A 25267-nucleotide genomic window follows, 5' to 3' on the forward strand; every position below is an offset into this window, starting at 1 on the left:
TACTGCTTACCTTCCAACTTTACTAAGAAACTTATTTATATTTTTTCTTTCTTCCTTCTTCTTTTCACTGGATATAGGTTCTCTTCCAAGCCTATCACAAAAAGATAAAAGGGCTATTTCATCTACAGAGGTTTCACTTTTCATAGTTTTAACATCTGCAAATGGCATATCTTTTACTACAAAAAGTGTCTGCATGTGCCATCTGACAAGCTTTACCACTTTTCTTACAAAGGTTTCTGCTTCATTAAAGTTTTTAAAGAATTCTTCTGCAAGCTCTTCTCCAACTTTATCATGATCATAGGCGGTTATCTTTCCTTTTCTAAGCTTAGTAGTTTTTGCCTTTCCTATATCATGAAGAATAGCTGCCCACATGAATACCCTTTTATCTCTACTTTTCTCCTTAACTGCCGCTGCATTGTCTAACACAAGCATTGTGTGATTCCAAACTGAACCTTCTGGGTGATGCTCGGGGTTTTGTTCAATATCCTTTAAAGAACTAAGCATTGTAAATGGATATTCATCTAATCTGCCTTCTTTAAGTGCAGTATTAAAATACAAAGATGGTTTTGAATCATTTAACAAATGAAAATCAATTTCTTCAAAAATTTTATTTATATCCTCCATAAAACTCCTCCTTTGCTTTTAGTGAAAGTTCTTAAAAACTTAATTTATCCATAATCCAAAATTTTAGTTTAACTATATTAGTTTTGAAAGTCTCTCATTAGTTTTTTGTATTATTTCCTCTGGATATTCAAGATATTTTAAAAGTTTAACTGCATTTCTATTTCTACATACACCATTTTTTATCTTATAATCAAAATTAAGCCCTTCTTCGTTTATATCCTCAGTAAAATAATAGCAGAGATATTTGTCCTTAAGTATTTCTGTAAGTTCAAGATCATGTGTTGCTACAAGTGTCAAAGTATTGTGCTTGCTTATATAATTTAATATTTCAGCGGAAGCATTAACTCTTTCAACTGGATTAGTTCCTCTAAATATTTCATCTATTATACATAAAACTGGTACTTCACTGTTACACTCATTTATTATTCTTTTAAGTGCTTCAGCCTCTCTAAAGTAGTAACTCTTTCCAGAAGAAATATTGTCCTCTGGGCTTATGGATGTCATTATTTTGAAAAATGAAGTTCTATATGAATCAGCAGCACAAGTATATATTGTCTGCGCTAACAGTGCATTAGCACCTATAGTTCTAAGGAAGGTAGATTTTCCTGACATATTTGTTCCGGTTAATATTATTCCCTCGTCATTTAATGTTATAGTATTGCCAACGGCTTCATCAATAAGTGGATGAAAAACTTCTACTGCCTCTATTACCTTTCCTTCAGTTACAAATTCAGGTTCTGTATAATCTTCACCTAGCCATTCTCTAAAAGAAGCTACAGACATCAAAGCATCAAGTTCGCCTAAAGTTTTGTAAAGTTCTTTTAATTCCTTTCTGTATTTTTTTATGTCATTTATAGATGAAAAAAACTTTCTTTCTTCAACTAGAAACAACATATAAAATAAATCACCAATTGGATCTAAACCTTCCACTCTATGCATTCCTGAAGTTTCTTTACCAACTACCTTGCAAGCTTTGTAGGTTTTATTTAAAATTTCAGTATAATGCTTTAATTCCTCATCATTAATTTTTGATAATCTATTTGCAGTATTTATTATTCCATTTAAATATCCTAAGGAATTAACATAACTTTCTACGTTACTTTTAAATTTGTTATGCATAATTGAATTTGCAACAAATAATGCCAAGGTTACAATTACACTTTGTATGCCAAGTATAGGTATTGACACTATAGAAAGTAAAAATGCTGCAACTAAAAAGTTAAATAAATATTTGTATTTATAATTTAAATCAAAATCCTTAGATATTATTCCAAAAGCACCATTATCTTTTGCCCTTCCAAGTCGTGTTAGTTCTAGTCCTATTTTATTTCTTACATTTGCATTGTCCTTTAATAAGTTAATTACTTTATTTCTATCACTTAATCTCTCTTCACTTAATTCCGGTTGTTTAAGTATTTTATAAAGCATCTCTTCTCCAGGTGAAGTTATTGTTCTATCTATTAATTCAAACAACTTATCCATATTTAAATCGGACCAAGTTTGTTCATCTACACTAAACTTCTCCTCATCCTGCTTATCTATTTGAAAAAAGTTTTGAGTAGTTTTAAAGTTTCTCTTTCTCTTTTCAAAATTTCCCCAATGCTTTTTAAATCTTTCATAATTTATATTATCCAATATTCCTTTACTTACACGTGATATTAAAATACAAGCTGCTAAGCATAAAACTGTAAAAACTAGCAGATAATATTTCTTATCATTTAGAGCAACTCCACCAGATATAAATGCAGCTATAATTGCAGCAAATATGGCAAGGTTGCTGATTAAGCTTACTTGATCCTCATTATTCATAATTTACCTCCGTATTTATATATGTGTATTATTGGTTAAATCATACACTAGCAGCTTTATACTGTCAATTGGAATAAATAACAGAGTACTCTGCCATCTGTACTCTGATTTAATTACCTTCTTATGGTAGTATTCTAGTCTTATCTCTTACAAAAGCAGTTGTTTCTCTAATATTTTCAAGTCCTAAAAGTTTCATTGTTATTCTTTCAAGTCCTATTGCAAGTCCCCCATGAGGAGGCATTCCAAATTTAAAGGTGTCTAAATAATTCTTAAAAGCCTCTGGATTTAGTCCTTTTTCAAGCATGCTGTTCTTTAGCATTTCATAATTGTGTATTCTTTGGCCTCCTGTTGTAATTTCCATTCCTCTAAAGATAAGATCAAAGCTGTGCGTAAGCTTTTCTCCACATGGCATTGTGTACATTGGTCTTTTTTCCTTAGAGTAATGTGTTAAAAATACAAAATCAGAATTATATTTCTCCTTTACAAAGCTTCCTATAATTTCTTCACCTTCATGGTCAATGTCTGCCTTTAATTCCGTTTTATTGAATTTTTCCCTTAGTACTTTTATCGCTTCTTGAAGTGTCATAATCGGAAGTTCATCTTGTATTTCTGGGATTTCAACTTTAAGAAGTTCAATTTCCTTCTGGCACTTTCCTATTAAATGCTTAAATATATATTTTAAAAGTTCAACCTCAAGCTTTATCAAGTCCATTTCGTCATTAATAAAGCCCATTTCAAGGTCCATACTCACATATTCATTTAAATGCCTTTTGGTATCATGACTTTCTGCCCTATAAACATGGCCTATTTCAAATACTCTTTCATAGCCAGCTGCAACCATCATCTGTTTATAAAATTGTGGACTTTGTGCAAGGTATGCTTTTCTATCAAAGTACTTTACTTCAAAAAGTTCTGTGCCACCTTCCGCACCTTCTGCTGTTATCTTTGGTGTAAAAATCTCTGTAAAATCTTGACTCTGCAAATATTCTGAGAAACCGTGAGCAATTTCAGCCTCTATTTTAAATATTGCATTTACCTTTTCATTCCTCATGCTCAAAACCCTGTGATTTAAAATAGTATCAATATTAGCTTCAATGTTCTCCTTATTTATTTCAATTGGCAATTCTTCTTTTACTAGCGATATTATTTTTAGTTCTTTCACTTGAATTTCGAAATTATCATTATTCTTTTTAACAATTCCATTAACTTCAATTACACTTTCAAGTTTTAATTCTTTAATATCTGTTTCCTTAGTATTTATTACACATTGTATAACACCTGTTCTGTCTCTTAAAAGTATAAATGCAATCTTTCCAAGCTTTCTTATTCTGTGCACCCACCCTTTAAGGTTCACCTCTTTTTCTTCATTATTTTTAATTTCTTTAACTAAACATCTTTCCATAATAAAACCTCCTCTAAACTAAAAAATTGTATAAAAAAAACGCCCCCCAAAAGGGACGAATTTGACGTGGTGCCACCCTAATTAATCAACTTAAAACAAGGATAATTTTCTTCCATTGCACTACTATTGATAGTACTCCTAGTAAGTATATCCTTAACTGCACTTTGTACTGTAAATAAAAAAGCTCCCACTCCAATTAGGAGTGAGAGCATATTCCCACGGTACCATCCTTACTTAATCACATAAGTTGATTCACTTTAGCCTTTTAACGGTGGAAGCCGGATTATCCTACCAAATTTCAGATAATCTACTCTGAGATGTCCTTCATTTTAATTTATCCTCTCGGCTCTCACCAACTCCGATTCGCTTAAAGCTTCATTAAAACTAATCTTCTCTTCTTCGTATTTAAATTGTATTATATTCCTTTATAATATTACTGTCAATTGCTAAATTTCAATTTCAATAAGCTTATTTCCATCTAAACTTATTATTCCACCGCCCATGCTATCTCCAAACATGCATTTATATTCACCTTTAAAAGCAATTTCCTTTCCTGTCTTCACATTTATTACCTTTTTATTTACATTGTCTATAATGTACATATCTCCAATATCAGAAATATATATGTGCTTGGCATCTACATTTTCTTCTAATAATACTCTATTCCAACTTCCATTAAGTTGTTCTACCTTATTAGAATTCCCTTCTGAAGTTCTTGTTGAAATATTGCAAGTGTAAACTGTGCTAATTTTATTATTTATAAGCTTACCTACATAAACAATTCCATTGTCATCTACTGCTAATAACTTTAATCCAGTTACTCCTTGTATTTTAAGTGGCTTCATATGCCATTCATGAGTACCTATTTTATTTGATGCCATATAAATTTTCTTATCAACCTCATCTTCAAACACTACTTTATTTTCAGCTTTAAAAATATAATAATTTCCTATATTATGTATGGGCAAGTTTATTCCGTTAATTTCATTTGTTATATCAAACGTTTTTAAAAAGCTATAATTTTTAGAGTCATTTTTAGTAAGCTTCAAATATATTAATGTATTCTTATTGTTTTGCTCAATACCTGTAACTTTGTAACCACTTTCAATGGGATATAATTTCCACTCATTATTTGCATCTCGATTTTTATATAGCTGGTTTTCTTTAGGATCATAGGTATAAACCCTAAGTCCAGAATACTTTTTGGTTATAACCATAAGCTTATCATCATCAATCCGCCAACTTATACTAGCATTTGAAATAGGAACATCTAGCTTGATAATATTATCCTTATTTTTATTAATATCCTTAACATGTATTGAGTCTCCAAGATAGTATGATACAAATTTACCTGTAGAGGATACTTCAATATTACGTGCATCCATTGAAATATCAACCTGAACGCTACTCTTTTTTTTGCTTGACGTATCGGCCCATTTATATGTTACCTTTTTATTACTTCTATAAAAATTATTAATGCAAATTAATACAATAGATTGAAGTGCAAAAGATATAATTATTAAGATAATTACTTTTGTTACTCTTTTCATAGTATCTCTCCTTACTATTGTTCCACATATACTATATCCGGCACTGCTCTTTCACCAGTAGCATTAGATGGATTATTTACAATTTCACCATTATAATACATTGCTGTAGACCCACCACCATCAAGACACACTGCATTAACTACATTAAAGCTTCTCATTATTCTTTGAACGTCATGAAGGCTTGCACCTATTTTAATTCCCTGTCTCCCATCTATAGTTAGCAATACTATACTCTTATCAGCAGCTTGCCCTATAACCGTTCTAGGATTAAAGCCACTTGCTGCCATTCCCACACCTTCTTCTACTTTATTTATACCATCTTTTATAATATAAGGTCCTGTTACTAAAGCTTCATTTACATTATTTTTAACAAGTTCATTTGCAGAGTAGCTTCCTCCAACAGAAAAATTACCATTAGCATCAATACTCATTACATGACCCATCTTTTCATCCCAATTGTCTTCCTTCTTTGGATAAACTATTTTCCCATTACAAATTACAAAGCCTGTTGGAATTGCCCCTGTTCCATTCCCAAGAGTATCTTCGTAATAACCACCATTGACTGCTGCTATAGCTTTATATTTCTTTGCTATACCATGTGTAGTATCTCCAACATATCCTATTTGAGCTGCATATCCTATCTTAACTCTTCTTGGATTTCTAATTACAAGAACATGTTCATCATACTTATCAGTTTTAGTCGTAGTATATCCAATGCCATCATCATTGTACTGTACTTTTACTTTTTCAATTTTTGTATTATCACTTGTATCTTCAGCTTTACTTTCTTCCTTTATTATTTCTGCTATTTGTGCATCACTAAAAAACCATTTAGCCATGTATTGATGCGCTCCTGTTCCCATAAGTGTACTAATTATCATATTCCTTACACCTTTAAATGGTCCATAAAGTGTAAATGGTATAACAGTTACTGCCGTAAATACAACTTCAAACAAAATGATTGCAATTATCTCTTTAACTTTGCTTTTTCTTTTTTTATTTTGTAATTTACCACCACTATCCATAATTATTCCTCTCTATACATAGTAAACTTCCACATATATACAATATTAGTTTTAACATAATTTTAAGTCAAGTTTTTTATTCCATACTTTACATATTATATACAGTATTCATATATTTTACACAAAATTTGAAATTATATTACAAAAAAAATAAAAGCACTTGGAAAGGGGGACTAACCAACTGCTTTTTTATTTATATTAATATTTTATGGGGAAAATTTTTTATTCAACTGCTATGTTTATATAATAACTTATGATTGTGACAAGTATATTACAATAATGAATACAATATATTAATACTATTTATGTAATTTAAAATCTTTTTCTCTTCATAAGCTTTAAATATATAAAAATCAGTGCTGTAGAATACACTATTACAATAGCTAAATCCACTATTAATTTATAGAAGCTTGAAAAGCCCATAACATCAATTGAACCAAGTCTATTTATTATTAAATATGAAGGTGGAAATACAATCATAATCCACTTTATAAAAGAATAATGCACCGAAATAGGAATCACTATAATTGAGACTATAAGTATACTTGCCAAATATAAAAATCTTGATCTTCCACTTTTTATTAGCCTCTCGTCAAATAAAACAGCAGTTGAAATTCCAAGAAGCCCAATAACTACATGACTTAATATGGCAGCTACAACTTCTAATGCATAAACTCTTCTTATAAAAAAACGCCCAACTATAGGAAAAAATACAGTTACTATACTCACCACTATAATAATCATTAAAATAAACAATACTTTGCATATGTAATAGTAATTTTCTTTTTTTATATGTAATATATTTAGTTGCTGCTGTACTGGTTCTTCACTACCATTGAAATTGAAGGTAAGCCATGCTGCGAAAAAATATATAAAAATACTTGTAAACAGGTAAGAGCTCATAACATAAACAGGTCTTTGCCCATATGCGGCAACAAGGCATATGGCATAAACTACAAAAGGTGCAACATACTTGTTCGATCTTAAATATTGCTTAAAAAAATATGACATTAATATCTTAAAACTCCTAATCATTTTCTTTACCTCCATACGAATTTACAGAAATAATACTTGCACCCATCTTAAGTAATTTCAATATAGCCTTATCACTAAAGTTCTTATCAATTAATACAACTGTATGTCCATCTTCTTCGTATAAATCTATTATATTTTCTAATTTAATTTCAGCAGTCACATCTATTTTAAAACATATTTTCATATAAGTTTTATCCTGATTTTTGCACTCATCGCTTTCAATTTCACCATTTATAATATTTATAACTCTATCCGCTAATCTTTCTACCAAATACATCTCATGGCATGCTAAAACAATTGAAATTCCTTTTTCTTTAAGTTGTTCTATTATATCTACAAAAACCTTTTCTGCTTCAGAATCCTGTCCTGAAATAGGCTCGTCCAATAGTAACATGTCCGGTTTATCCATGATTGCTTGCATAACTGAGACCTTTTGAATTGTGCCCTTTGATAAATATTTTATACGAGTATCCTTCATATTCTGCATATTAAATATTCTAAATAATTCTTCTGAACGTTCTCTAATAAATTCCTTTGATAAACCTTGGAGGCTTCCCATATAATATAAGTATTCTTTTGGAGTAAAATTTAATTTAGGAAATCTATCTGGTACATAACCTATCTTGATTTGTTTTTGTTTATTATAAACAATTCTTTTTCCACTTGATGCAGTACTAAGACCACTTATTATTCTAAGCAAAGTACTCTTTCCTGTCCCATTAGGTCCTATAATAGCTAGTAATTGATTTTCAAATATATCTAAATTAATATTGTTTAAAACAACTTTTCCATTATAATTTTTTGCAATTTTTTCAAGCTCAATTAGCTTTTTCATAATAACACCTCTCTTGCACCTAAATACAAAAAAATTTTACCATAATATACTTCTAAACACAAAAAAGAAAGCAATTGGAGAGGGGGACTCACCAACTGCTTTTTATTTATATTAATACTTTATGGGGATTCTTATTCAATTGCTATGGTTATATAATAACTTATAATTGTGACAACTATATTACAATAATAAATATAAATCATTAATAAAAATCCAGCAATTATTAAAAAGCTGGATTTTTATTATTTAGAGGTAGTTATTAGTTTCTATATAAATTTTTATAAAATGGCCATTTTTTTAAGTTCTACAGCTTCACCAGGTCCTGCTAAAGCTATATCACTAGAAATACTTTTAAACTTCTTAAAGTTGTCCTTAAATTTATCACACAACTTCATTGCTTCCTCATCATATTCATCTTCATTTTCCCACATATCTCTAGGATTAAGAACCCCCTTAGGAACTCCTTCACAAGTCTCTGGTACAAGAACTTTAAGTATTGGATGCTCATAAAATTTAACCTTTTCGAATCCATTTGATATAACAGCATTAACCATAGCTCTGGTATAGGTAAGATTAATTCTTTTTCCTTTATTATAATCTCCGCCTATCCAGCCAGTATTGACTAAATACACTTCAGCACTGTGCTCATCAATTTTTTCTCCAAGTAGTTTCGCATAAACTTCTGGATTTAAAAGCATAAATGGCTCTCCAAAGCAAGCTGAAAATGTAGCTTTAGGCTCTGTTATTCCCCTTTCAGTTCCAGCAACTTTACTTGTGTATCCAGACATAAAATAATACATTGCCTGCTCTTTTGTAAGTTTGCTTATAGGAGGCATTATTCCAAACGCATCTGCTGTTAAGAATATTATCTTTTTAGGACTATCTCCTGTTCCATTTAAATCAACATTGTCTATGTGGTTTAGTGGATATGCTGCTCTAGTATTTTCTGTAAATCTATTATCATCATAATTTGGAACTCTATTTTTATCTAACACAACATTTTCTAAAACTGTTCCAAATCTTATTGCCTTATATATCTCTTTTTCTTTATTTTTATCAAGCTTTATTACCTTTGCATAACAGCCGCCTTCAAAATTAAATACGCCATCCTTGCACCAACCATGCTCATCATCGCCTATAAGTTTTCTTAAGGAATCTGTTGATAATGTAGTTTTTCCTGTTCCAGATAATCCAAAAAATATTACAGTATCGCCATTCTTACCCTTATTAGCTGAGCAATGCATAGGCAATACCCCTCTTTGTGGTAACAAGAAATTCATTATAGAAAACATAGATTTTTTTATTTCACCAGAATAAGCAGTTCCTCCTATAAGAACTATCTTCTTAGAGAAATTTATTAAAACAAAAGCTTCAGAATTTAAGCCATCTTCCATTCCCTTTGCTTTAAACCCTGGTGCAGAAATAACATTGAATTCAGGCACATGCTTTGAAATATCCTCTACTCTTACAAACATTTGATTGGCAAACATAGCTTGGTATGCACATTCACAAACAACTCTTATTGGAAGAGTATAAGTCTTAAGTGCTCCTACACAGCCATCAAATACAAATAAATCCTTTCCTTCCAAGTATTCGATTACATCATTATATATTTTATCAAATACTTTTTCTTCAATTGGTAAATTAACTTCTCCCCAATTTATTTTATCTTCTGTTATATTATCTTTTACTATAAATCTATCTTTAGGTGATCTTCCTGTGTACTTTCCTGTATTAATAACAAGTGCACCTGTATCAGATAATGTTCCTTCGCCTCTTTTTACAGCAAATTCTATAAGCTCAGCCGTAGAGATATTTCTATATAGTTTTTTGTAATTTTTTATATTTAAGTAATCAATGTTTATTTCCATAAAAAACTTTTCTCCTTTAAATCTTAAAATTATAGGTTGATGCAAATTCTAATTATAATTTTCATCGATAATATGATTGACTTTATTTAATACTTCTTCAATTGGATGCTTCCTACTTCTACTGCACTCTGCTGCTACTCCATCGCACAATAGACATTTTCTTTTTGGAAGGCCAAGTTCTGTTCTGCTTAATAGCCTATAGTTCTTATCAAATACATCAAAATCAAATAAACGCCCTAGCTTAGTTCTTTCCTCAATATTTGTAGTTATCTTTTTTATAATTACAGGATTTTCTGATATACAGAAGAATGCTTCATAACCTGCACTGCTGCTATCTAATTTCTTAAATTGGACTGCTATATTTTTCTTCAAAAGTTCCCTTTCAAGCTCTTCTACTCCTGTTTTATGAACCTTTTTAAAATTTTCGCTTAGCTTATCCATTCCAGGAATATTTAGTGTAAAAGATATTAATGTACTTTTATATTCAGTTATCAACTTCTTTTGAAACTGTGCACGTTTCTCTTTTCCTTCTAAAATTTTATAAAGCATTTCTTCTGTATTCATAATTTTTTCTCCTACTTAACTTCTCTTATTACATCTATTACTGTTCCATCTCTATATTCAACAATTCCAACAACCTTATCACCATATTCAATTGGTTCTGGCTTACCTGAAACTTTTTCTGCTTTTTCCTTAAGTTCTTCTATTGAAAATACAGGTAATTTTGCTGCTTTAAATTTTTCTTCAAGGTCTTTTCTCTTAGGATTTACTGCAATTCCTCTATCTGTAACAACTACATCTATTGTTTCTCCGGGAGTTATTACTGTATTTACTTTATCTATTATTGTTGGTATTCTTCCTCTTATAAGTGGTGCTACTATAATTGCCATTTTTGCTCCTGCTGCTGTATCGCAGTGTCCGCCTGATGCTCCTCTTATAACTCCATCTGATCCAGTTATAACATTAACATTAAAATCTGTATCTATTTCTAAAGCACTTAATATAACTATATCTAGTTTATTTACAACAGAGCCTTTATTATGTGGATTTGCATAAAAAGATGCGTCTATTTCATAATGGTTTGGATTTTCTCCAACTGATTTAGCCGCTGTTAAATCAAAACTTTGAGTATCAAAAATTTTACCTACTAGACCTTCATTAAGCATTTCAACAAATTGTCCTGTAACTCCACCTAACGCAAAGCTAGCCTTTATATTTTTATCTATCATTTTCTGTTTTATAAATCTTGCAACTGCAAGAGATGCTCCACCAGTACCACATTGCATTGAAAAGCCTGGCTTAAAATAACCTGATGCTTCTATAGCAGCTGCTGCATATTTAGCAATTAGAAGTTCTCTTGGATTTTTAGTATAACGTGTTGCACCGGATACAATTCCATTAGAATCTCCAATAGCATCTACTTTTACAATATAATCTACATCTGTTTGTTCTATGCTTGCAGGCACATTAGGATAGCTTACTAAGTTATCAGTTATAAGCACTACTTTATCCGCATACTTAGCATCAATCTTAGCATAGCCTAAAGAACCACAAAAAGATTGTCCATCATGCCCATTTGCATTTCCATACTCATCTGTACTTGGAACTCCTAAAAATGCCACATCTATTTTAACTTCTCCAGCTTCAATTGCTCTAGCTCTTCCACCATGTGAGCGAATTACTATTGGTGTATCCATTAAGCCCTTTGAAATTTCCTCTGCAAGTGGTCCTCTAATTCCGCTTGTTTCTAGCTTTGTAACTACACCTTTTTTTATATAATCTACTAATGGTGCATGAACCTTATTAAGTGAACTTGCTGCTATAGTAAGATTTTTTATTCCAAGCTTATCTATTGCTTCCATTACCATATTTAAGACATAATCTCCTTCTCTTAAATGATGGTGAAAAGATATTGTCATGCCGTCCTTAAGCCCAGTCTTCTTAATTGCTTCTTCAACACTTGGGACAATTTTGTTTTCTCCTGGTAATACAGCTGATATTTTTCTTCCACGTATCCTAGTTGAAGGTTTATAGCTAAACACTCCATTATAAGGTTTTAATTCACCAATTCCTTCTATATGTTCTGGTATTTCTCTTCCAATCTTATTTTTCAAGATTTTCCCCTCCTTCAATATCAATTCCTGCTGCTTCTGCTAAAGTTAAAGCCCTTCTAGCACGTTCTATAATAGGCTTGTCTACCATCTTGCCATCTAAGGAAACAACTCCCGATCCTTTTTTTGCTGCTTCTTCGCTGGCTGCTATTACACGAAGTGCTTTCTTGATTTCCTTTTCGCTTGGTGCATATATATCATGAACTGGTTGTATTTGTCTTGGATTTATTACAGACTTACCATCAAAGCCTAATTGTTTAATAAGTTTTACTTCATTTGCAAAACCCTCTTCATTGTTTACATCAGAATAAACTGTATCTAAAGCATATATTCCCGCTGCTCTTGCTGCAAGAAGTACCTGACTTCTAGCTGCCAAAAGTTCTATTCCTTCTGGTGAACGTGTAGTTCTCATATCAGTTACAAAATCTTCTGCTCCTAAGGCTATTCCTATAAGTCTTTTACTTGCCTTAGCTATCTCTACTGAATTTAAAACTCCTAAAGCGGTTTCAACTGCTGCCATTAATTTAGTTTTTCCAACTGGTATTCCAGCTTTTTCTTCAACTTCAGCCACTATATTTTCTACATCTATAATATCTTGTGCTGTTTCTGTTTTTGGAAGACGAATAACATCTGGCTGTGCTCTTACTATGGCCTCTAAATCTTCTTTACCAAAAGGTGTATCTAATCCATTTATTCTAACTACAGTCTCAACACCTTCATAATCTACATTTTTTAAAGCATTATACACTAAAAATCTTGCAGAATCCTTTTCATTTAGAGATACAGAATCTTCTAAATCAAACATTAAAGAATCTGCACCATATATGTGAGCATCCTTAATCATACCTGCATTATTTCCAGGCACATACATCATAGTTCTTCTTAATTTATACATTATCTGTCACCCTCCCAACAGAAACTCTTTTCTCCACTTGCTCTCAAAACTGCTGTTTCAACTCTTGCCTTTATTACACAATCAATTGCACCTTTATCGTTTGCAATTACAACGGCACTTTTCACTTCTAAATTTTCTAGCGTATTAAGAATGACCTTTCTTATTTGTTTACCATATTGTTTTTCAACAGAACTTTTTAATATTAATTCTATCTCATTATTATCATTTGGGCTTATGCTTATAGATACATCACTTGACTCTAAAGTTCCAGCCACTGCACTATTTTTTATATCCATTTTTCTCCTCCTTGATTTATGCTTTTATCTTGCATTTCTTTTATTATTTTTTTTCCTTGCTTGGAATTCAAAAATTTATATGTAACATCTGGCACTAATTTTTTTATATCTAATATACTTCCATTGATGAGTAACTTTCTTACTTTTGAAGCAGTAATAACTTCATTATCAATACATAACCTTGGAACTTCAATTACCTCAATATGAAATTCAGGTAATAGCTTCTTCATTGTTGAATTATAAACTTGTGTAACTTCATCTGTTAATTCTTCACCAACAAATCTTCTATTTATTCCAAGAGCACCAGATATGTATTTTCCAAATATATTCAAGTCCAATATTGTTTGACTCTTAACTCTTTCACTTTTCTTTTTTATAAAATACGTTGGAAAAGTAGCATTAGAAATTATGTAATTACCGGCTTCATGAAGTACTACGTTTTTTAAATGTTTGGTACCTTCCTTAACCAAATAATATCTAACATCAAAGGGAAAAATTGATTTATCCTCAGAAACTACAAATATGTGAAGTATATCGCTTTCTGCTGAAGCTTTTTCTATTAAATATTTGTGTCCTAATGTAAATGGATTACAATTAACTACAATAGATGAAATTACTTTTCCCTCTTTCTTTGTTGTTTTTAACTTTTCCATGTGTTTTTTTATACCATTAGGATTATTTTCAAGTAAAATAACACTGTCTTTTACCTCTTCAATTTTATAAAATCCCATACTATTAAACATTTTATAATTCTTTGGCTTAGTAAATATAAATAAATCTGTGTTTCCTCTTGCATACTCTTCATTAACAAGATTAGAAACTATTTTATTTGAAAGCCCCATTCCTTTATACTTGTCATCTACAGCTATACATTTTAAAACTTTGCCATCAAAGGCACCCACCGCTGCTATTCCTTTTTCATCTTTTAAAGCTGTTATATATTCAACACTGCTATCTAAATTTAATTCCTGTTTGCTTAAAAAACTCTCAACACCCTTTAAATTTGCGTAATCATATTTTCCTATTACTAACTGTTTTAAATCTAAATTTTCCATAACTATATTCTTGCTAATCCATCCTTTATTGCTACATCTTTTACTGCATCTGCTACAGCCGTACTTACCCTCTCATCAAAAGCATCAGGTATTATATATTCTTCACTAAGTTCATTTTCACTTACAAGCTTTGCAATAGATTTAGCAGCTTCAAGCTTCATCTTATCAGTTATTTCTGAAACCCTAAGTTCTAAAGCGCCTTTAAATATTCCTGGAAACACCAATAAATTATTAATTTGATTAGGAAAATCTGATCTTCCTGTTGCCGTAATCCTTGCACCCGCGCTTTTAGCTTCTTCTGGCATTATCTCTGGAATAGGATTAGCTAAAGCAAAAACTATACTATCCTTATTCATTTGTTTAACCATATCTTTTGTCAAAACATTTTCTACAGATAACCCTATAAATACATCTTTTCCCTTTATTAAGTTTTCAAGTCTTCCATGTTCCAGGTTTCTATTAGTTACTTTTGCAATTTCAACTTGTGCTTCATTAAGCTCTGGAGCATCTTCTACTATTGCACCATTAATATCATTTAAAACAACATTTTTAACACCTGCTTTAATAAGCAATTTAGCTGTAGCAATTCCAGACGCTCCTGCACCATTTATTAGTACATTTAAATCTTCAAGTTTTTTATTAACTACTTTAACTGCATTGTATAATCCTGCCAATACTGCAACTGCTGTTCCATGCTGATCATCATGATATACTGGAATATCCAAACTCTTTTTTAGTTCGTCTTCTATATAAAAACATTCTGGGGCTTTTATATCTTCTAAATGTATTCCTCCAAATCCAGGTGATATCATCTTTATGGTATTAACTATTTCCTTTTTATCATTACTATTTATACAAATTGGGAAGGCATTTACATTTCCAAACTTTCTAAGCAATAATGCTTTTCCTTCAATTACCGGAAGCCCTGCCACAGACCCTGTATCTCCTAGTCCTAAAACTGCTGTACCATTTGTGATAATAGCTATAGTTGTACCTTTTATAGTATAATCATAAGCTTTGTTACTATCCTTACGTATTTCCTTACAAATTCCAGACACTCCAGGAGTATACACAACGGCTAAATCCTCTTTGTTTTTTAATGGTACTGTACCACTTATCTTAAGCATCCCCCTTGCACTCTTATGCAATTTTAAAGATTCTCCAATTACACTTAGCTTTTCCATACTAATCGCCCCTTTCTTTTAATTATAAAAATTTATGTATTTCAATCTTTTAATTCATAATACAATAATATAAGTTAATTCTATTATAGTCAAACATTTGTTAATATTTATAACAAATGTTTTGAGTCGTTTATACTATTGTTCATTTGTTTTTCTAGCTTTTACTTTGAATTTCTAGGTTTTTAGCTCACTTACTATATTTCTATTATTTGCTTTTAAAAGCCAGTAGTTTTTTAACTTATGTTAATTTATCAAACAAAAGTTAAAAGTATTTCATTTAAAAATGGTATTTATAATCATGCAGTAAAGAACAATTTTAAAAATTATGCAATTTTTTCTCCACAAAACTTCATTTTTCTATTATAATAATAATGAAGTAATTCAATTTATCCATAATAATAATTTAACTAAACCATACTAAAATTAAGTAATCAGAGGTATAAATTATGAATGACTATGAAAAAATGAGTGAGGTTGAAAAGAATAATTTTCTTTCTGAAATTTGCAATTTGTATTATGAAGCCAATATGACTCAATCAGAAATTGCTCAAAAGTTTTCTACAACCCGTTTTAAAATATCAAAATTTTTATCAGAAGCAAAAGAAAAGAAAATAGTTGAAATTACGATTCATCGTACATACGATCACAATTCAAATTTAGAGCTTGCCTTAAAAGAACGTTTTAATTTAAAAGATGCAATAGTATTTGATAATTCTTCTTCTCCAAGTGAAGATAGTCTAGCATGTTTAGGTGAGCTTGGCGCAAATTATATAAACTCAATAATCAAAGAAAACTTAATTATAGGAATAGCTTGGGGTAAAACTTTATCTAACGTTATAAAAAATATGCATCCTCGCAAGAAATTTCCTATAACTGTAGTTCAAATTTTAGGATCTGCCGCCAAAAATAATCCTTTAAATGACACACCTGAACTAATAAGAAAATTAGCGAATAGTTATGACGGAAAATATAAATTTCTTTACGCACCTATGTATATTGATAATGATTACGCCAGAAAAGCTCTTATTCATGAACCAGTTATTAACGATACTTTGTTTTTAGCTAGCAAAGCAGATATAATAATAACCGGTATAGGAACAGTTGATTCCATATTTTCTTCTTCTTTATGGTCAAATTATCTTGTCAAAAACGAAGAAAAAATTGCTAAAGACTTGGGCGCTGCTGGTTGCATATGCGGTCACATTTTTGATGTAAATGGTAACGAATTAAATCTAGATTTAAACAAAAAGCTTATAGGTGTAGATTTAGCCACATTGCATCACACAAAATACACCGTAGCAATAGCAGCCGGAAAATTCAAAGCAAATGCTATTTTAGGTGCTCTTAGAGGAAATCATATAAACGTTCTTATTACAGATAGTTCTACTGCCGAAAAAGTTCTTTATTCTGACGAAAAATTTTAAATATATTGCGAAGTAAGAGCATTCTGGAACATTAAATAGCAGCAATAAATCTAAGAGGAATATTATCAAAATCCTAAGAACTTTCAATAACTCACTATCGTTCAGACAAATTGAAAGCTCTAAGTCTTTTGAGAATATTCCTCTAAGATTTATAAGCTGTTATTTAAATCGTTCCAAAACGCTCTTACTTCGCAATTACAGTGGTTTAAGGAAAGAACCCATCCATGAGGTTTGGACGTAAGTCCATTAAGATTCTTAACTAGTTATAACTAATTTCTAGTGCTGCATTTCGAAAAAATGAATTACCAAAAAATATTAGTGTGCCTACGGAATTTTGGGCTAGTGCAGAAAATTTAATTTTTTACCAAATAATATGCTAGAAGATGCTAATTAGTATATTATTTGATAAACTTATTTAAACATCGTGAAATAAAGATGTAGTGGATTAATCAAAGAACCTTTGGTAGGTGTAGAGAAAAAATGATGTTAGGGAATAGTGGCGAAAAAATTTCTAAATAAAATTGTATAAAACTTAGTTGGAAATTTTTTAAAGCTTTAGAGCTTTAGATTGTCTGAGCATCTTTTTGCGAGTTATCGAAAGCTCTTAAGCTTTAAAAAATTTGCTGCTTAGTTTTATTAATTTTATTTAGGATTTTGAGCTGCTATTCACTAACATCATTTTTCTACACCTGCCAAAGGTTCTTTGATTTTGCACTACACTTTGCTTCGCAATGTTTAAACTTTGTGTGACAATACCTAAAAAATTACTGTAACTCTACTTTTAATTTATATACTTTCGAATTAAATCCATAAAAACAGTTACTCCCAATATATCTGCACTTCCACCAGGACTTATATTTTTCTCTATAAATTCCTCGTTAAGATTTTGTATCATTTCTCTTCCTTCACAGGATTTCATACCACCAGCTTTGATTATGCTTTTCGCCTTTTCTTGAACTTCCCTCAGGATTTCAACCGAATGTCTATGAATTATATTTGTATCTTCACATACTTGCATTATTCCTATAAGCGTATGTACAAGCCTATCGTTTATACTCAATTCGGCGCTTTCATCAAAAAACTTTAAAGAGAAATCAAATACAATTGGCATCCCTTCCTCAACTTCACCCTTAATACCTTTTATCTTGTAATCCACATATATTTTTTCACCATAAGACAGTTCTTTATTCAAATCAATATTTTCAAGTTCACTTTTTACTATTCCAGCTGTCATTTCCACTATTATTTTTCTTATAGCTTCAAAGGATCTCCCATCACTAACAGCTTTTCCTGCCGCAGCACATGCTATACCCATTAAAAATATCATTCCCTTATGTGTATTAACACCCTTGGTTTTTAAAAACATATCCTTCTCCGCTTCAATGCCAATTTCCCTTATATTTCTAAACAATTGCTTGCATGAAACTTCTTTAAAGCCTTCTCTCACAAATTTAACAAAATAGCTACTCAAAGCGCAGGTACTGTCAATAAAAGTATAAAAGTCCATATCCTTATGAGCACCATTTGATACTGGCGATACCAATCCAGGAGACGGAAAACATGAAACTTCATACATCATAGCTTGTATTGCAAAGCTAGCAATATTAAACGCTATCTTTTCTTTATGTTCATCAGTGTATTTCATCGTATACCCCCATACATTCAATTTATTTTATCTCTTTAATATTTAAAACTCAAAGCTAATTTATCAAATATTTTCAAGCGTTTTATCAAAAGTTGTATTATATCACATTTGTTAAGGACATATGAAATTATACTGTTATTTCGACCTTATTTCAACAATTTTTAGCATATATTTTTGATTTTTATGTGTCATTTATTACTTTTGTTATTTTTTTATAACTTTTGTTGACATTTGAAAACGTTATTGCTATTATATAATACAATAATAACTTTCTTGATGAGTAATATATTATTTTTTATAAAAGGAGATGATGTTGTCTAAACATTTATACATAAAATTTACTTTTTTACAATTATAAAAATTTTAATATTTGTATGGAGGCTTTAAAATGGATAATTCGGAAATAAAAGAAGAAACTGAAAGTAAACAAGTTTCTCCTATAAAAAACTTCTTCAGCATAAAAATTGGAGTCATGCCATTAGGTGTATTTTTATTATTACTTATTGTGGATTCTCTCTTAATACAGAAAAAAATATTGCCTACTGATATGATAGGCGCAGGCTCTATAATGGTGTTATTTGGATTTGCCTGCGAAGAAATCGGTAAAAGAATTCCTATCCTCAAAAATGTTGGAGGCAAAGCTATAATGGCAACTTTTTTGCCTTCCTATTTGGTTTATGCTAATTTACTACCAAAACAAGCCGTAACTTCTGTAGACTTTTTTATGAAACAAACTAATTTTTTATATGTTTTTATTGCTTGCTTAATTGTGGGAAGCATTCTTAGTATGAATAGAACCGTACTTATCAAAGCATTAGTTCGTATTTTTATTCCAATGGCAGCTGCTTTAGTTATGGGTTCAATCGTCGGTACACTTGTAGGTACAGTGCTTGGTCTGGGTGCCTTCAAGACTTATTTCTTTATTGTTGTACCAATCATGGCAGGTGGCGTTGGAGAAGGAGCACTTCCTCTTTCTATGGGTTATTCCTCCATATTGAAGCAAGGACAAGCTGGGATATTTGCTCAAGTACTCCCTTGTGTAATGCTCGGAAGTTTAGTAGCTATAATTCTTTCCGGAGTTTTAAAGTATATAGGTCAAAAATATCCAAAATACTCTGGTAATGGATCCCTACTAAAAGCAGGAAAAGATGATGAAATATTAAGAATTGCTCAAGAGGGCGATAAAGCTAAAGCTTCAGCAAATCATGACTTATCTCAACTTACCGTAGCGGGAATATTGTCCTTTGCTTTATACTTAGCTGGGGTATATATAAATTCTTTAATTGGATTACCTGCACCTATAGTTATGCTAATTGCTGTGGTTATGGCAAAAGTGCTTGGACTTATCCCTAAAAACATAGAAAAGGGTGGATATTCCTTATTCAGATTTATTGCTACTGCTGTTACTACTCCCTTGCTATTTGGTATAGGTGTTTCAATGACGCCATGGAAAAACTTGGTCGCAGTTTTTTCAAGTCCAAGATACCTAATAGTAATTACCTTGACAGTTGTAACCATTGTTCTTGTAGGCTGGTTTGTTGGGAACTTAGTTGGAATGTATCCAGTAGAGGCTGCAATCGTAACTGCTTGTAATAGTGGACAAGGTGGAACTGGTGTTGTATCAATACTTACAGCTTCAGATAGATTAGAATTAATGCCTTTCGGACAACTTGCCACAAGAATTGGTGGCGCTTTAACAGTTGTAGTAGGAATTGCATTATTAAGATTGTTACACTAATAATTTATTAAAACCTTTGTATATAACCAAGTCATATTTATTCATACTAAAGTCAAACTATAGATAAACCATTTCAACTACCAAAATCAATTTGTATCAAGTGGCTTATCTTTAATAAAAAAAAACAAGTTTCCAAATTGTATGCTAATTTTGCGTACTATTTGGGGAACTTGCTTTTTTATATCTGTTAACTTTGTTGAAATAAGTTTTATATAGTTCGTAAAATTAATCGCTATATAATCTTTTAGCCACCCTGTATAACTATTGTTCTTTAATGCTTACCGCACCATAATTATTCATTCTTATGGTATACACTGTTTTTTCATTAGTATTAGGTTTCACACCAAATACATTATTTAAAGTTTTTTCTTTAAGCAGAGCTTTCATAAGTTCCTTATTAATTTCTATGCCATAGGCTGCAAGTGTATTTTTCCAAGATGTAAACTTACATCCACCCTTCCAACTGGTACAATAAAATGCTTTTGAATTTTCAAGAATATCTCCATTTTGGCACAGCGGACACTTACCTAAACTTTCTATAGGCTTGCTGTTTTTTAAATTCTTGCTATTGTTACTGTCTTCAAACACTATACTTCTATTCACTTTATTTGATTCCTGTATTATATACCTTACATACCTCTGAATGCTTTGCATAAATCTTTCTTTCTGAAGCTTCCCTTTTGCAATTGAAGTTAATCCTTTTTCCCATCTTCCCGTAGTCTCTGGTGATTTTAATTCTGGAGGAACAATTTCTATTAACTTCATTCCTTTTTCTGTTGGCTGAAGGGTTTTTCCTTTTCTTTTTATATATCCAACACTTATGAGTCTTTCAATTATAGCAGCTCTTGTAGCTGGTGTTCCAATTCCGCCTTCTTTAAGCTGTTCCCTAAGTTCTTCATCTTCTACAAAACGGCCTGCATTTTCCATGGCAGAAAGCAGAGATGCTTCATTGTATGTGCTTGGCGGCTTCGTTTTCTTTTGAAGAAATTCCGTGTCTATTACATTTACACTGTCATTTTTCTTTAACTTAGGAAGTTCTGCCTCATCTTCTTCTTCCTCATTATCATCTTTTTTATTTTTACTATCATTTCTGTAGAACTCCATCCAGCCTAGCTTTAATATAGTTTTTCCTCTAGTTAGAAATTGTTCTTCACAAACTTCTGTAGTTATTTTAGTTATTGTATATTCATAATTAGGGTAAAATACACATAAAAATCTTTTTACAATGAGATCATATGCTTTTCTTTCATCTGAAGTTAAACTATTTAAGTTTGGTTTTACATCCGTTGGAATTATAGCATGGTGATCACTTACCTTAGAATCATCTATAATTCTTTTTCCAAGTGGTAATTTAGGCATAGCTAAAATATTGCCCACAAATTCTTTATATGGTTCAATATTAAGTCTCGCTATTGTATTTTTTATTTTATTAACCATGTCATGGCTCAAATATCTGCTATCCGTTCTAGGATATGTAACCATTTTTCTTTTTTCATATAAATCTTGAATAGTGTCCAAGGTTTTTTGCGCTGAAAAGCCAAACTTTTTATTACAATCCCTTTGAAGCTCTGTTAAATCATATAAAAGTGGTGGAATCTGCTTCTTTTTATTGTTTTCTACGCTTATTACTTTTCCAAGCTGACCTTTAATTTTATTGGAAATTTCCTCAGCTTTTTTCATATCCATTATTTTAGTTTCTTTTGTTTCCTTATCAAACCAAGTACCCTTAAAACCATCGTAAACTGCATTAACCTCAAAGTAATCCTTTGGTACAAAGTTATTAATTTCTTTTTGTCTCTCTGTTATTATTGCAAGGGTTGGAGTTTGGACTCTTCCCACACTTAAAAGCAAGTTATACTTTAATGTATATGCACGACTTGCATTCATTCCAACAAGCCAATCAGCTTCCGACCTACATTTTGCGGAGTAATATAGGTTGTCATACTCTGCACTTGGTTTTATAGCATCAAAACCTTCTTTTATTGCTTCATCCGTCATACTTGAAATCCACAATCTGTTAAAAGGCTTGCTACAGCCTGCTGCCTCGTATGTATATCTAAAAATCAGTTCACCTTCACGCCCAGCATCGGTAGCACAAATAAGAGATTCTATATCATCTCTACTCATTAATTTCTTTAATATATTAAATTGTTTTATAGTACCATCTATCGGTTTTATTTTCATTACTTCAGGTATTATAGGAAGTGTATCAAATCTCCATTTCTTGTATATAGGATTGTATTCCTCTGGCTCCCAAAGTGTTACTAGGTGACCTACCGCCCAAGTTACAATGTACTTTTGTCCGATAAGACAGCCTTCACCTTTAGTATTAGCTTTTAGTACCCGTGCTATATCTCTTCCAACTGACGGTTTCTCTGAAACCACCAAAATTTTTCCCATGGAATCACTCATTTCTAAATATTCTACTAAATAAAATTGTGCCTATACTTAATTATCGGCACAATTTAAAAATTAAATCATATTTAATTATATATTTTTAAGCACAGATATTCAACTTTAGTGTCCTAATCTTTTTCTATTACAGCTGCAATTTGCTCAAGTGCCAACTGCTCATCTGCACCCGATATGATAACCTTTACTTTTGTCCCAAAATTTGCCCCTAAAGCAAGTACATTAATTATGCTTTTTCCATTTGCTTTCTTTCCTTTACATTCTATAAATATGTCAGATTTAAAACCTGAGGCCTTTTTAACAAGCAAAGTTGCAACTCTAGCATGAAGGCCCAACCTACTTTTTACTATTAACTCTTTAGAAACCATAATTATACCCCCCATAATATTTGAAAACGTTTGCCTTACATATTATAAGCATATCCCATAAATTGTAATCAGTCAATGTCCTATCCAATTTTTGTATAAATCCACAAAAAAAATTAGCCATTTAAGGCATCTTAAAAAAATAATAAGTCCAAATTGAGAGATATTTTTGTGTAATACAAGGAAATGTAACTCGTTAATACTGGTTGTCTTAACGTGTTATAGTGACGAAGTATTACGCAAAAATAGCCGAAAGTTGAACTTGTTGTTTTCTTTAATATGCCTGACATTGGCTAATCTTTATATTTACCTATAGTCCTATATTTATTATATCTTAATCTAAGCAATTCTTCTTTATCCTTACTTAATAGTTTAGGTATAACTTCCAAAAGGTTGTTCTTTATATCCTTCGCCATAGCTTCAGGGTCAATATGAGCGCCACCTTCAGGTTCATTTATAACTTTATCTATTATTTTATAATTTAGTAAGTCTTCAGCTGTTATTTTCATAACTTCAGCAGCTTCTTTTGCCCTAGTTGCATCCTTCCAAAGTATACTTGCAAACCCTTCTGGTGACAGCACAGAGTATACGGAATTTTCTAACATCCAAACTTCGTCTGCTACTGCCATTGCAAGTGCTCCACCGCTTCCACCTTCACCTATAACAATAGATACTATGGGAACATTTAGATTTGCCATAGTTATTAAATTTTTAGCTATAGCTTCACCCTGACCTCTCTTTTCTGCATCTACACCACAATATGCACCTGATGTATCTACAAAGCAAATTACAGGCCTATTGAACTTTTCTGCCTGTTTCATTAATCTAAGAGCTTTTCTATAACCTTCTGGATGAGGCATTCCAAAGTTTCTTTCAACATTTTCCTTGATATTTCTGCCTTTTTGCTGTCCTATAACTGTTACTGCTGTGCCATCTAATTCTGCTATTCCGCCAACAATGGAAGGGTCATCTCTAAAGCCTCTATCACCATGTAGTTCAATAAAAGAATCAAATATTTGTTCTATATAATCCAAAGCTGTTGGTCTTTCTACCAGTCTAGCCAACGTAAGCCTATCCCATGGAGTTAGTTTCTCTTTATCATTCATATTTTTACCTCCAAGCATGCATTCTTAAAATGTTTTCTAAAACTCCCTTGAGATTCTTTCTTTCAACAATTTTATCAATAAAACCATGTTCAAAAAGAAATTCCGAAGTTTGAAAATCATCTGGAAGTTTCTGATTTATAGTTTGTTCAATTACTCTTCTACCCGCAAAACCAATTAAAGTTTTAGGCTCCGCAAGTATAATATCTCCAAGCATTGCAAAGCTTGCAGTCACTCCACCTGTTGTAGGATCTGTTAAAACAGAAATATATAAAAGACCTTTTTCATCATGCTTTGCAAGTGCAGCACTAGTTTTTGCCATCTGCATTAAGGAAAACATGCCTTCTTGCATTCTTGCTCCACCTGAAGTTGTAAATATTATTATTGGAAGTTTATTATCAGTTGCATATTCCACTGCTCTTGTTATTTTTTCTCCAACTACACATCCCATGCTTCCCATCATAAAGTTACTATCCATTACAGCAACAGCCGTTTTGTTACCATTTATATTTCCAACACCAGTAACAACAGCATCTTTTAAATTACTTTTTTCCTGCATTTTTTTTATTTTATCATTATACTCATCAAAATCAAGTGGGTTATCAGCTTCCATACCCTTATCAAATTCTTCAAAAGTTCCCTCATCTATAATTAACTTTATTCTTTCAAAAGCATTCATCCTAAAATGTCCATTACAATTTGGGCACACTTTTAAATTATCTTCCACATCATTTTTATATAAAATTCTTCCACACTTAGAACACTTAAGCCACATGCCATCAGGTATAATAGGTGAATTTGCATCGTCGTTATTTATATCATCAAGTTTCGTACTACTAATAGTAAGATACTTTCTCTTTTTAAATAGTGCCATACCTTAACCCTCCT

At 31.2% G+C, this 25267-nt stretch carries 21 protein-coding genes and 1 other annotated feature; of the genes, 2 read left to right on the forward strand and 19 right to left on the reverse strand.

Features of this window, described 5'->3' with window-relative positions; translation table 11 throughout:
- Positions 1-6: 6 nt before the first annotated feature.
- From CUEA01_RS01765 to CUEA01_RS01830, 14 genes are all read right to left on the reverse strand, one after another.
- Positions 7-624, reverse strand: coding sequence for an HD domain-containing protein (locus CUEA01_RS01765; RefSeq protein ID WP_234117422.1), 618 nt, complete (start codon positions 622-624; stop codon positions 7-9).
- Between the two features lie 72 nt (positions 625-696).
- Complete coding sequence (locus CUEA01_RS01770; protein ID WP_234117423.1) at positions 697-2433, reverse strand: MutS-related protein; 1737 nt, start codon at positions 2431-2433, stop codon at positions 697-699.
- A 121-nt stretch (positions 2434-2554) separates the two neighbouring features.
- Positions 2555-3835: an aspartate--tRNA(Asn) ligase gene (gene aspS / locus CUEA01_RS01775; RefSeq protein WP_234117424.1), complete on the reverse strand. Its 1281-nt coding sequence runs from the start codon at positions 3833-3835 to the stop codon at positions 2555-2557.
- A 195-nt stretch (positions 3836-4030) separates the two neighbouring features.
- Positions 4031-4244 (reverse strand) — a binding site (T-box leader).
- A 37-nt stretch (positions 4245-4281) separates the two neighbouring features.
- Positions 4282-5385, reverse strand: a complete 1104-nt coding sequence (locus tag CUEA01_RS01780; RefSeq protein ID WP_234117425.1) for a hypothetical protein — start codon at positions 5383-5385, stop codon at positions 4282-4284.
- A gap of 14 nt (positions 5386-5399) precedes the next feature.
- Positions 5400-6410, reverse strand: a complete 1011-nt coding sequence (locus CUEA01_RS01785) for a phosphodiester glycosidase family protein (RefSeq protein WP_234117426.1) — start codon at positions 6408-6410, stop codon at positions 5400-5402.
- Positions 6411-6722: 312 nt separating this feature from the next.
- A complete protein-coding gene (locus tag CUEA01_RS01790) occupies positions 6723-7445 on the reverse strand; it encodes a hypothetical protein (RefSeq protein WP_234117427.1) in 723 nt (240 codons plus the stop codon).
- A complete protein-coding gene (locus CUEA01_RS01795) occupies positions 7438-8280 on the reverse strand; it encodes an ABC transporter ATP-binding protein (RefSeq protein ID WP_234117428.1) in 843 nt (280 codons plus the stop codon). The genes CUEA01_RS01790 and CUEA01_RS01795 overlap by 8 nt, the downstream gene beginning before the upstream one ends.
- A 278-nt stretch (positions 8281-8558) precedes the next feature.
- Positions 8559-10151 carry a phosphoenolpyruvate carboxykinase (ATP) gene (gene pckA / locus CUEA01_RS01800; RefSeq protein ID WP_234117429.1) on the reverse strand — a complete coding sequence of 531 codons (1593 nt, stop codon included), beginning with the start codon at positions 10149-10151 and terminating at the stop codon, positions 8559-8561.
- 48 nt (positions 10152-10199) lie between these two features.
- A complete protein-coding gene (gene citX / locus CUEA01_RS01805) occupies positions 10200-10715 on the reverse strand; it encodes a citrate lyase holo-[acyl-carrier protein] synthase (protein WP_234117430.1) in 516 nt (171 codons plus the stop codon).
- 11 nt (positions 10716-10726) lie between these two features.
- The gene (citF, locus tag CUEA01_RS01810) at positions 10727-12268 is read right to left on the reverse strand and encodes a citrate lyase subunit alpha (RefSeq protein WP_234122102.1); all 1542 of its coding nucleotides are present in this window, start codon (positions 12266-12268) and stop codon (positions 10727-10729) included.
- Complete coding sequence (citE, locus tag CUEA01_RS01815) at positions 12255-13157, reverse strand: citrate (pro-3S)-lyase subunit beta (RefSeq protein ID WP_234117431.1); 903 nt, start codon at positions 13155-13157, stop codon at positions 12255-12257. The genes citF and citE overlap by 14 nt, the downstream gene beginning before the upstream one ends.
- On the reverse strand, positions 13157-13453 hold the full coding sequence (gene citD, locus CUEA01_RS01820; RefSeq protein ID WP_234117432.1) for a citrate lyase acyl carrier protein: 297 nt from the start codon (positions 13451-13453) through the stop codon (positions 13157-13159). Before citD ends, citE begins: the two co-directional genes overlap by 1 nt.
- Positions 13444-14508, reverse strand: a complete 1065-nt coding sequence (gene citC / locus CUEA01_RS01825; protein ID WP_234117433.1) for a [citrate (pro-3S)-lyase] ligase — start codon at positions 14506-14508, stop codon at positions 13444-13446. The genes citD and citC overlap by 10 nt, the downstream gene beginning before the upstream one ends.
- A gap of 2 nt (positions 14509-14510) precedes the next feature.
- Positions 14511-15692: an NAD(P)-dependent malic enzyme gene (locus CUEA01_RS01830; RefSeq protein WP_234117434.1), complete on the reverse strand. Its 1182-nt coding sequence runs from the start codon at positions 15690-15692 to the stop codon at positions 14511-14513.
- Positions 15693-16138: 446 nt separating this feature from the next.
- Between CUEA01_RS01830 and CUEA01_RS01835 the strand changes: the two genes are divergently transcribed.
- Positions 16139-17116: a sugar-binding transcriptional regulator gene (locus CUEA01_RS01835; RefSeq protein ID WP_234117435.1), complete on the forward strand. Its 978-nt coding sequence runs from the start codon at positions 16139-16141 to the stop codon at positions 17114-17116.
- A gap of 781 nt (positions 17117-17897) precedes the next feature.
- On the opposite strand, the gene citG is transcribed toward CUEA01_RS01835, so the two are convergent.
- Complete coding sequence (citG, locus tag CUEA01_RS01840; protein WP_234117436.1) at positions 17898-18761, reverse strand: triphosphoribosyl-dephospho-CoA synthase CitG; 864 nt, start codon at positions 18759-18761, stop codon at positions 17898-17900.
- Positions 18762-19149: 388 nt separating this feature from the next.
- Between citG and CUEA01_RS01845 the strand changes: the two genes are divergently transcribed.
- Positions 19150-20499 carry a 2-hydroxycarboxylate transporter family protein gene (locus CUEA01_RS01845; RefSeq protein ID WP_234117437.1) on the forward strand — a complete coding sequence of 450 codons (1350 nt, stop codon included), beginning with the start codon at positions 19150-19152 and terminating at the stop codon, positions 20497-20499.
- A 261-nt stretch (positions 20500-20760) separates the two neighbouring features.
- Here CUEA01_RS01845 and CUEA01_RS01850 read toward each other — a convergent pair whose 3' ends face one another.
- The 4 genes from CUEA01_RS01850 to accD all read right to left on the reverse strand — a co-directional run bounded on the left by CUEA01_RS01850 (position 20761) and on the right by accD (position 25253).
- On the reverse strand, positions 20761-22899 hold the full coding sequence (locus CUEA01_RS01850; RefSeq protein ID WP_234117438.1) for a DNA topoisomerase III: 2139 nt from the start codon (positions 22897-22899) through the stop codon (positions 20761-20763).
- Between the two features lie 125 nt (positions 22900-23024).
- Complete coding sequence (locus CUEA01_RS01855; RefSeq protein WP_234117439.1) at positions 23025-23279, reverse strand: HPr family phosphocarrier protein; 255 nt, start codon at positions 23277-23279, stop codon at positions 23025-23027.
- Positions 23280-23569: 290 nt separating this feature from the next.
- Positions 23570-24382, reverse strand: a complete 813-nt coding sequence (locus CUEA01_RS01860) for an acetyl-CoA carboxylase carboxyltransferase subunit alpha (protein WP_234117440.1) — start codon at positions 24380-24382, stop codon at positions 23570-23572.
- Between the two features lie 4 nt (positions 24383-24386).
- Entirely contained in the window at positions 24387-25253 is an 867-nt protein-coding gene (accD, locus tag CUEA01_RS01865) for an acetyl-CoA carboxylase, carboxyltransferase subunit beta (RefSeq protein ID WP_234117441.1), read from the reverse strand.
- Positions 25254-25267: the final 14 nt, after the last annotated feature.

It is taken from the genome of Clostridium hydrogenum, from assembly GCF_021432385.1.
Classification (GTDB): domain Bacteria; phylum Bacillota; class Clostridia; order Clostridiales; family Clostridiaceae; genus Clostridium_S; species Clostridium_S hydrogenum.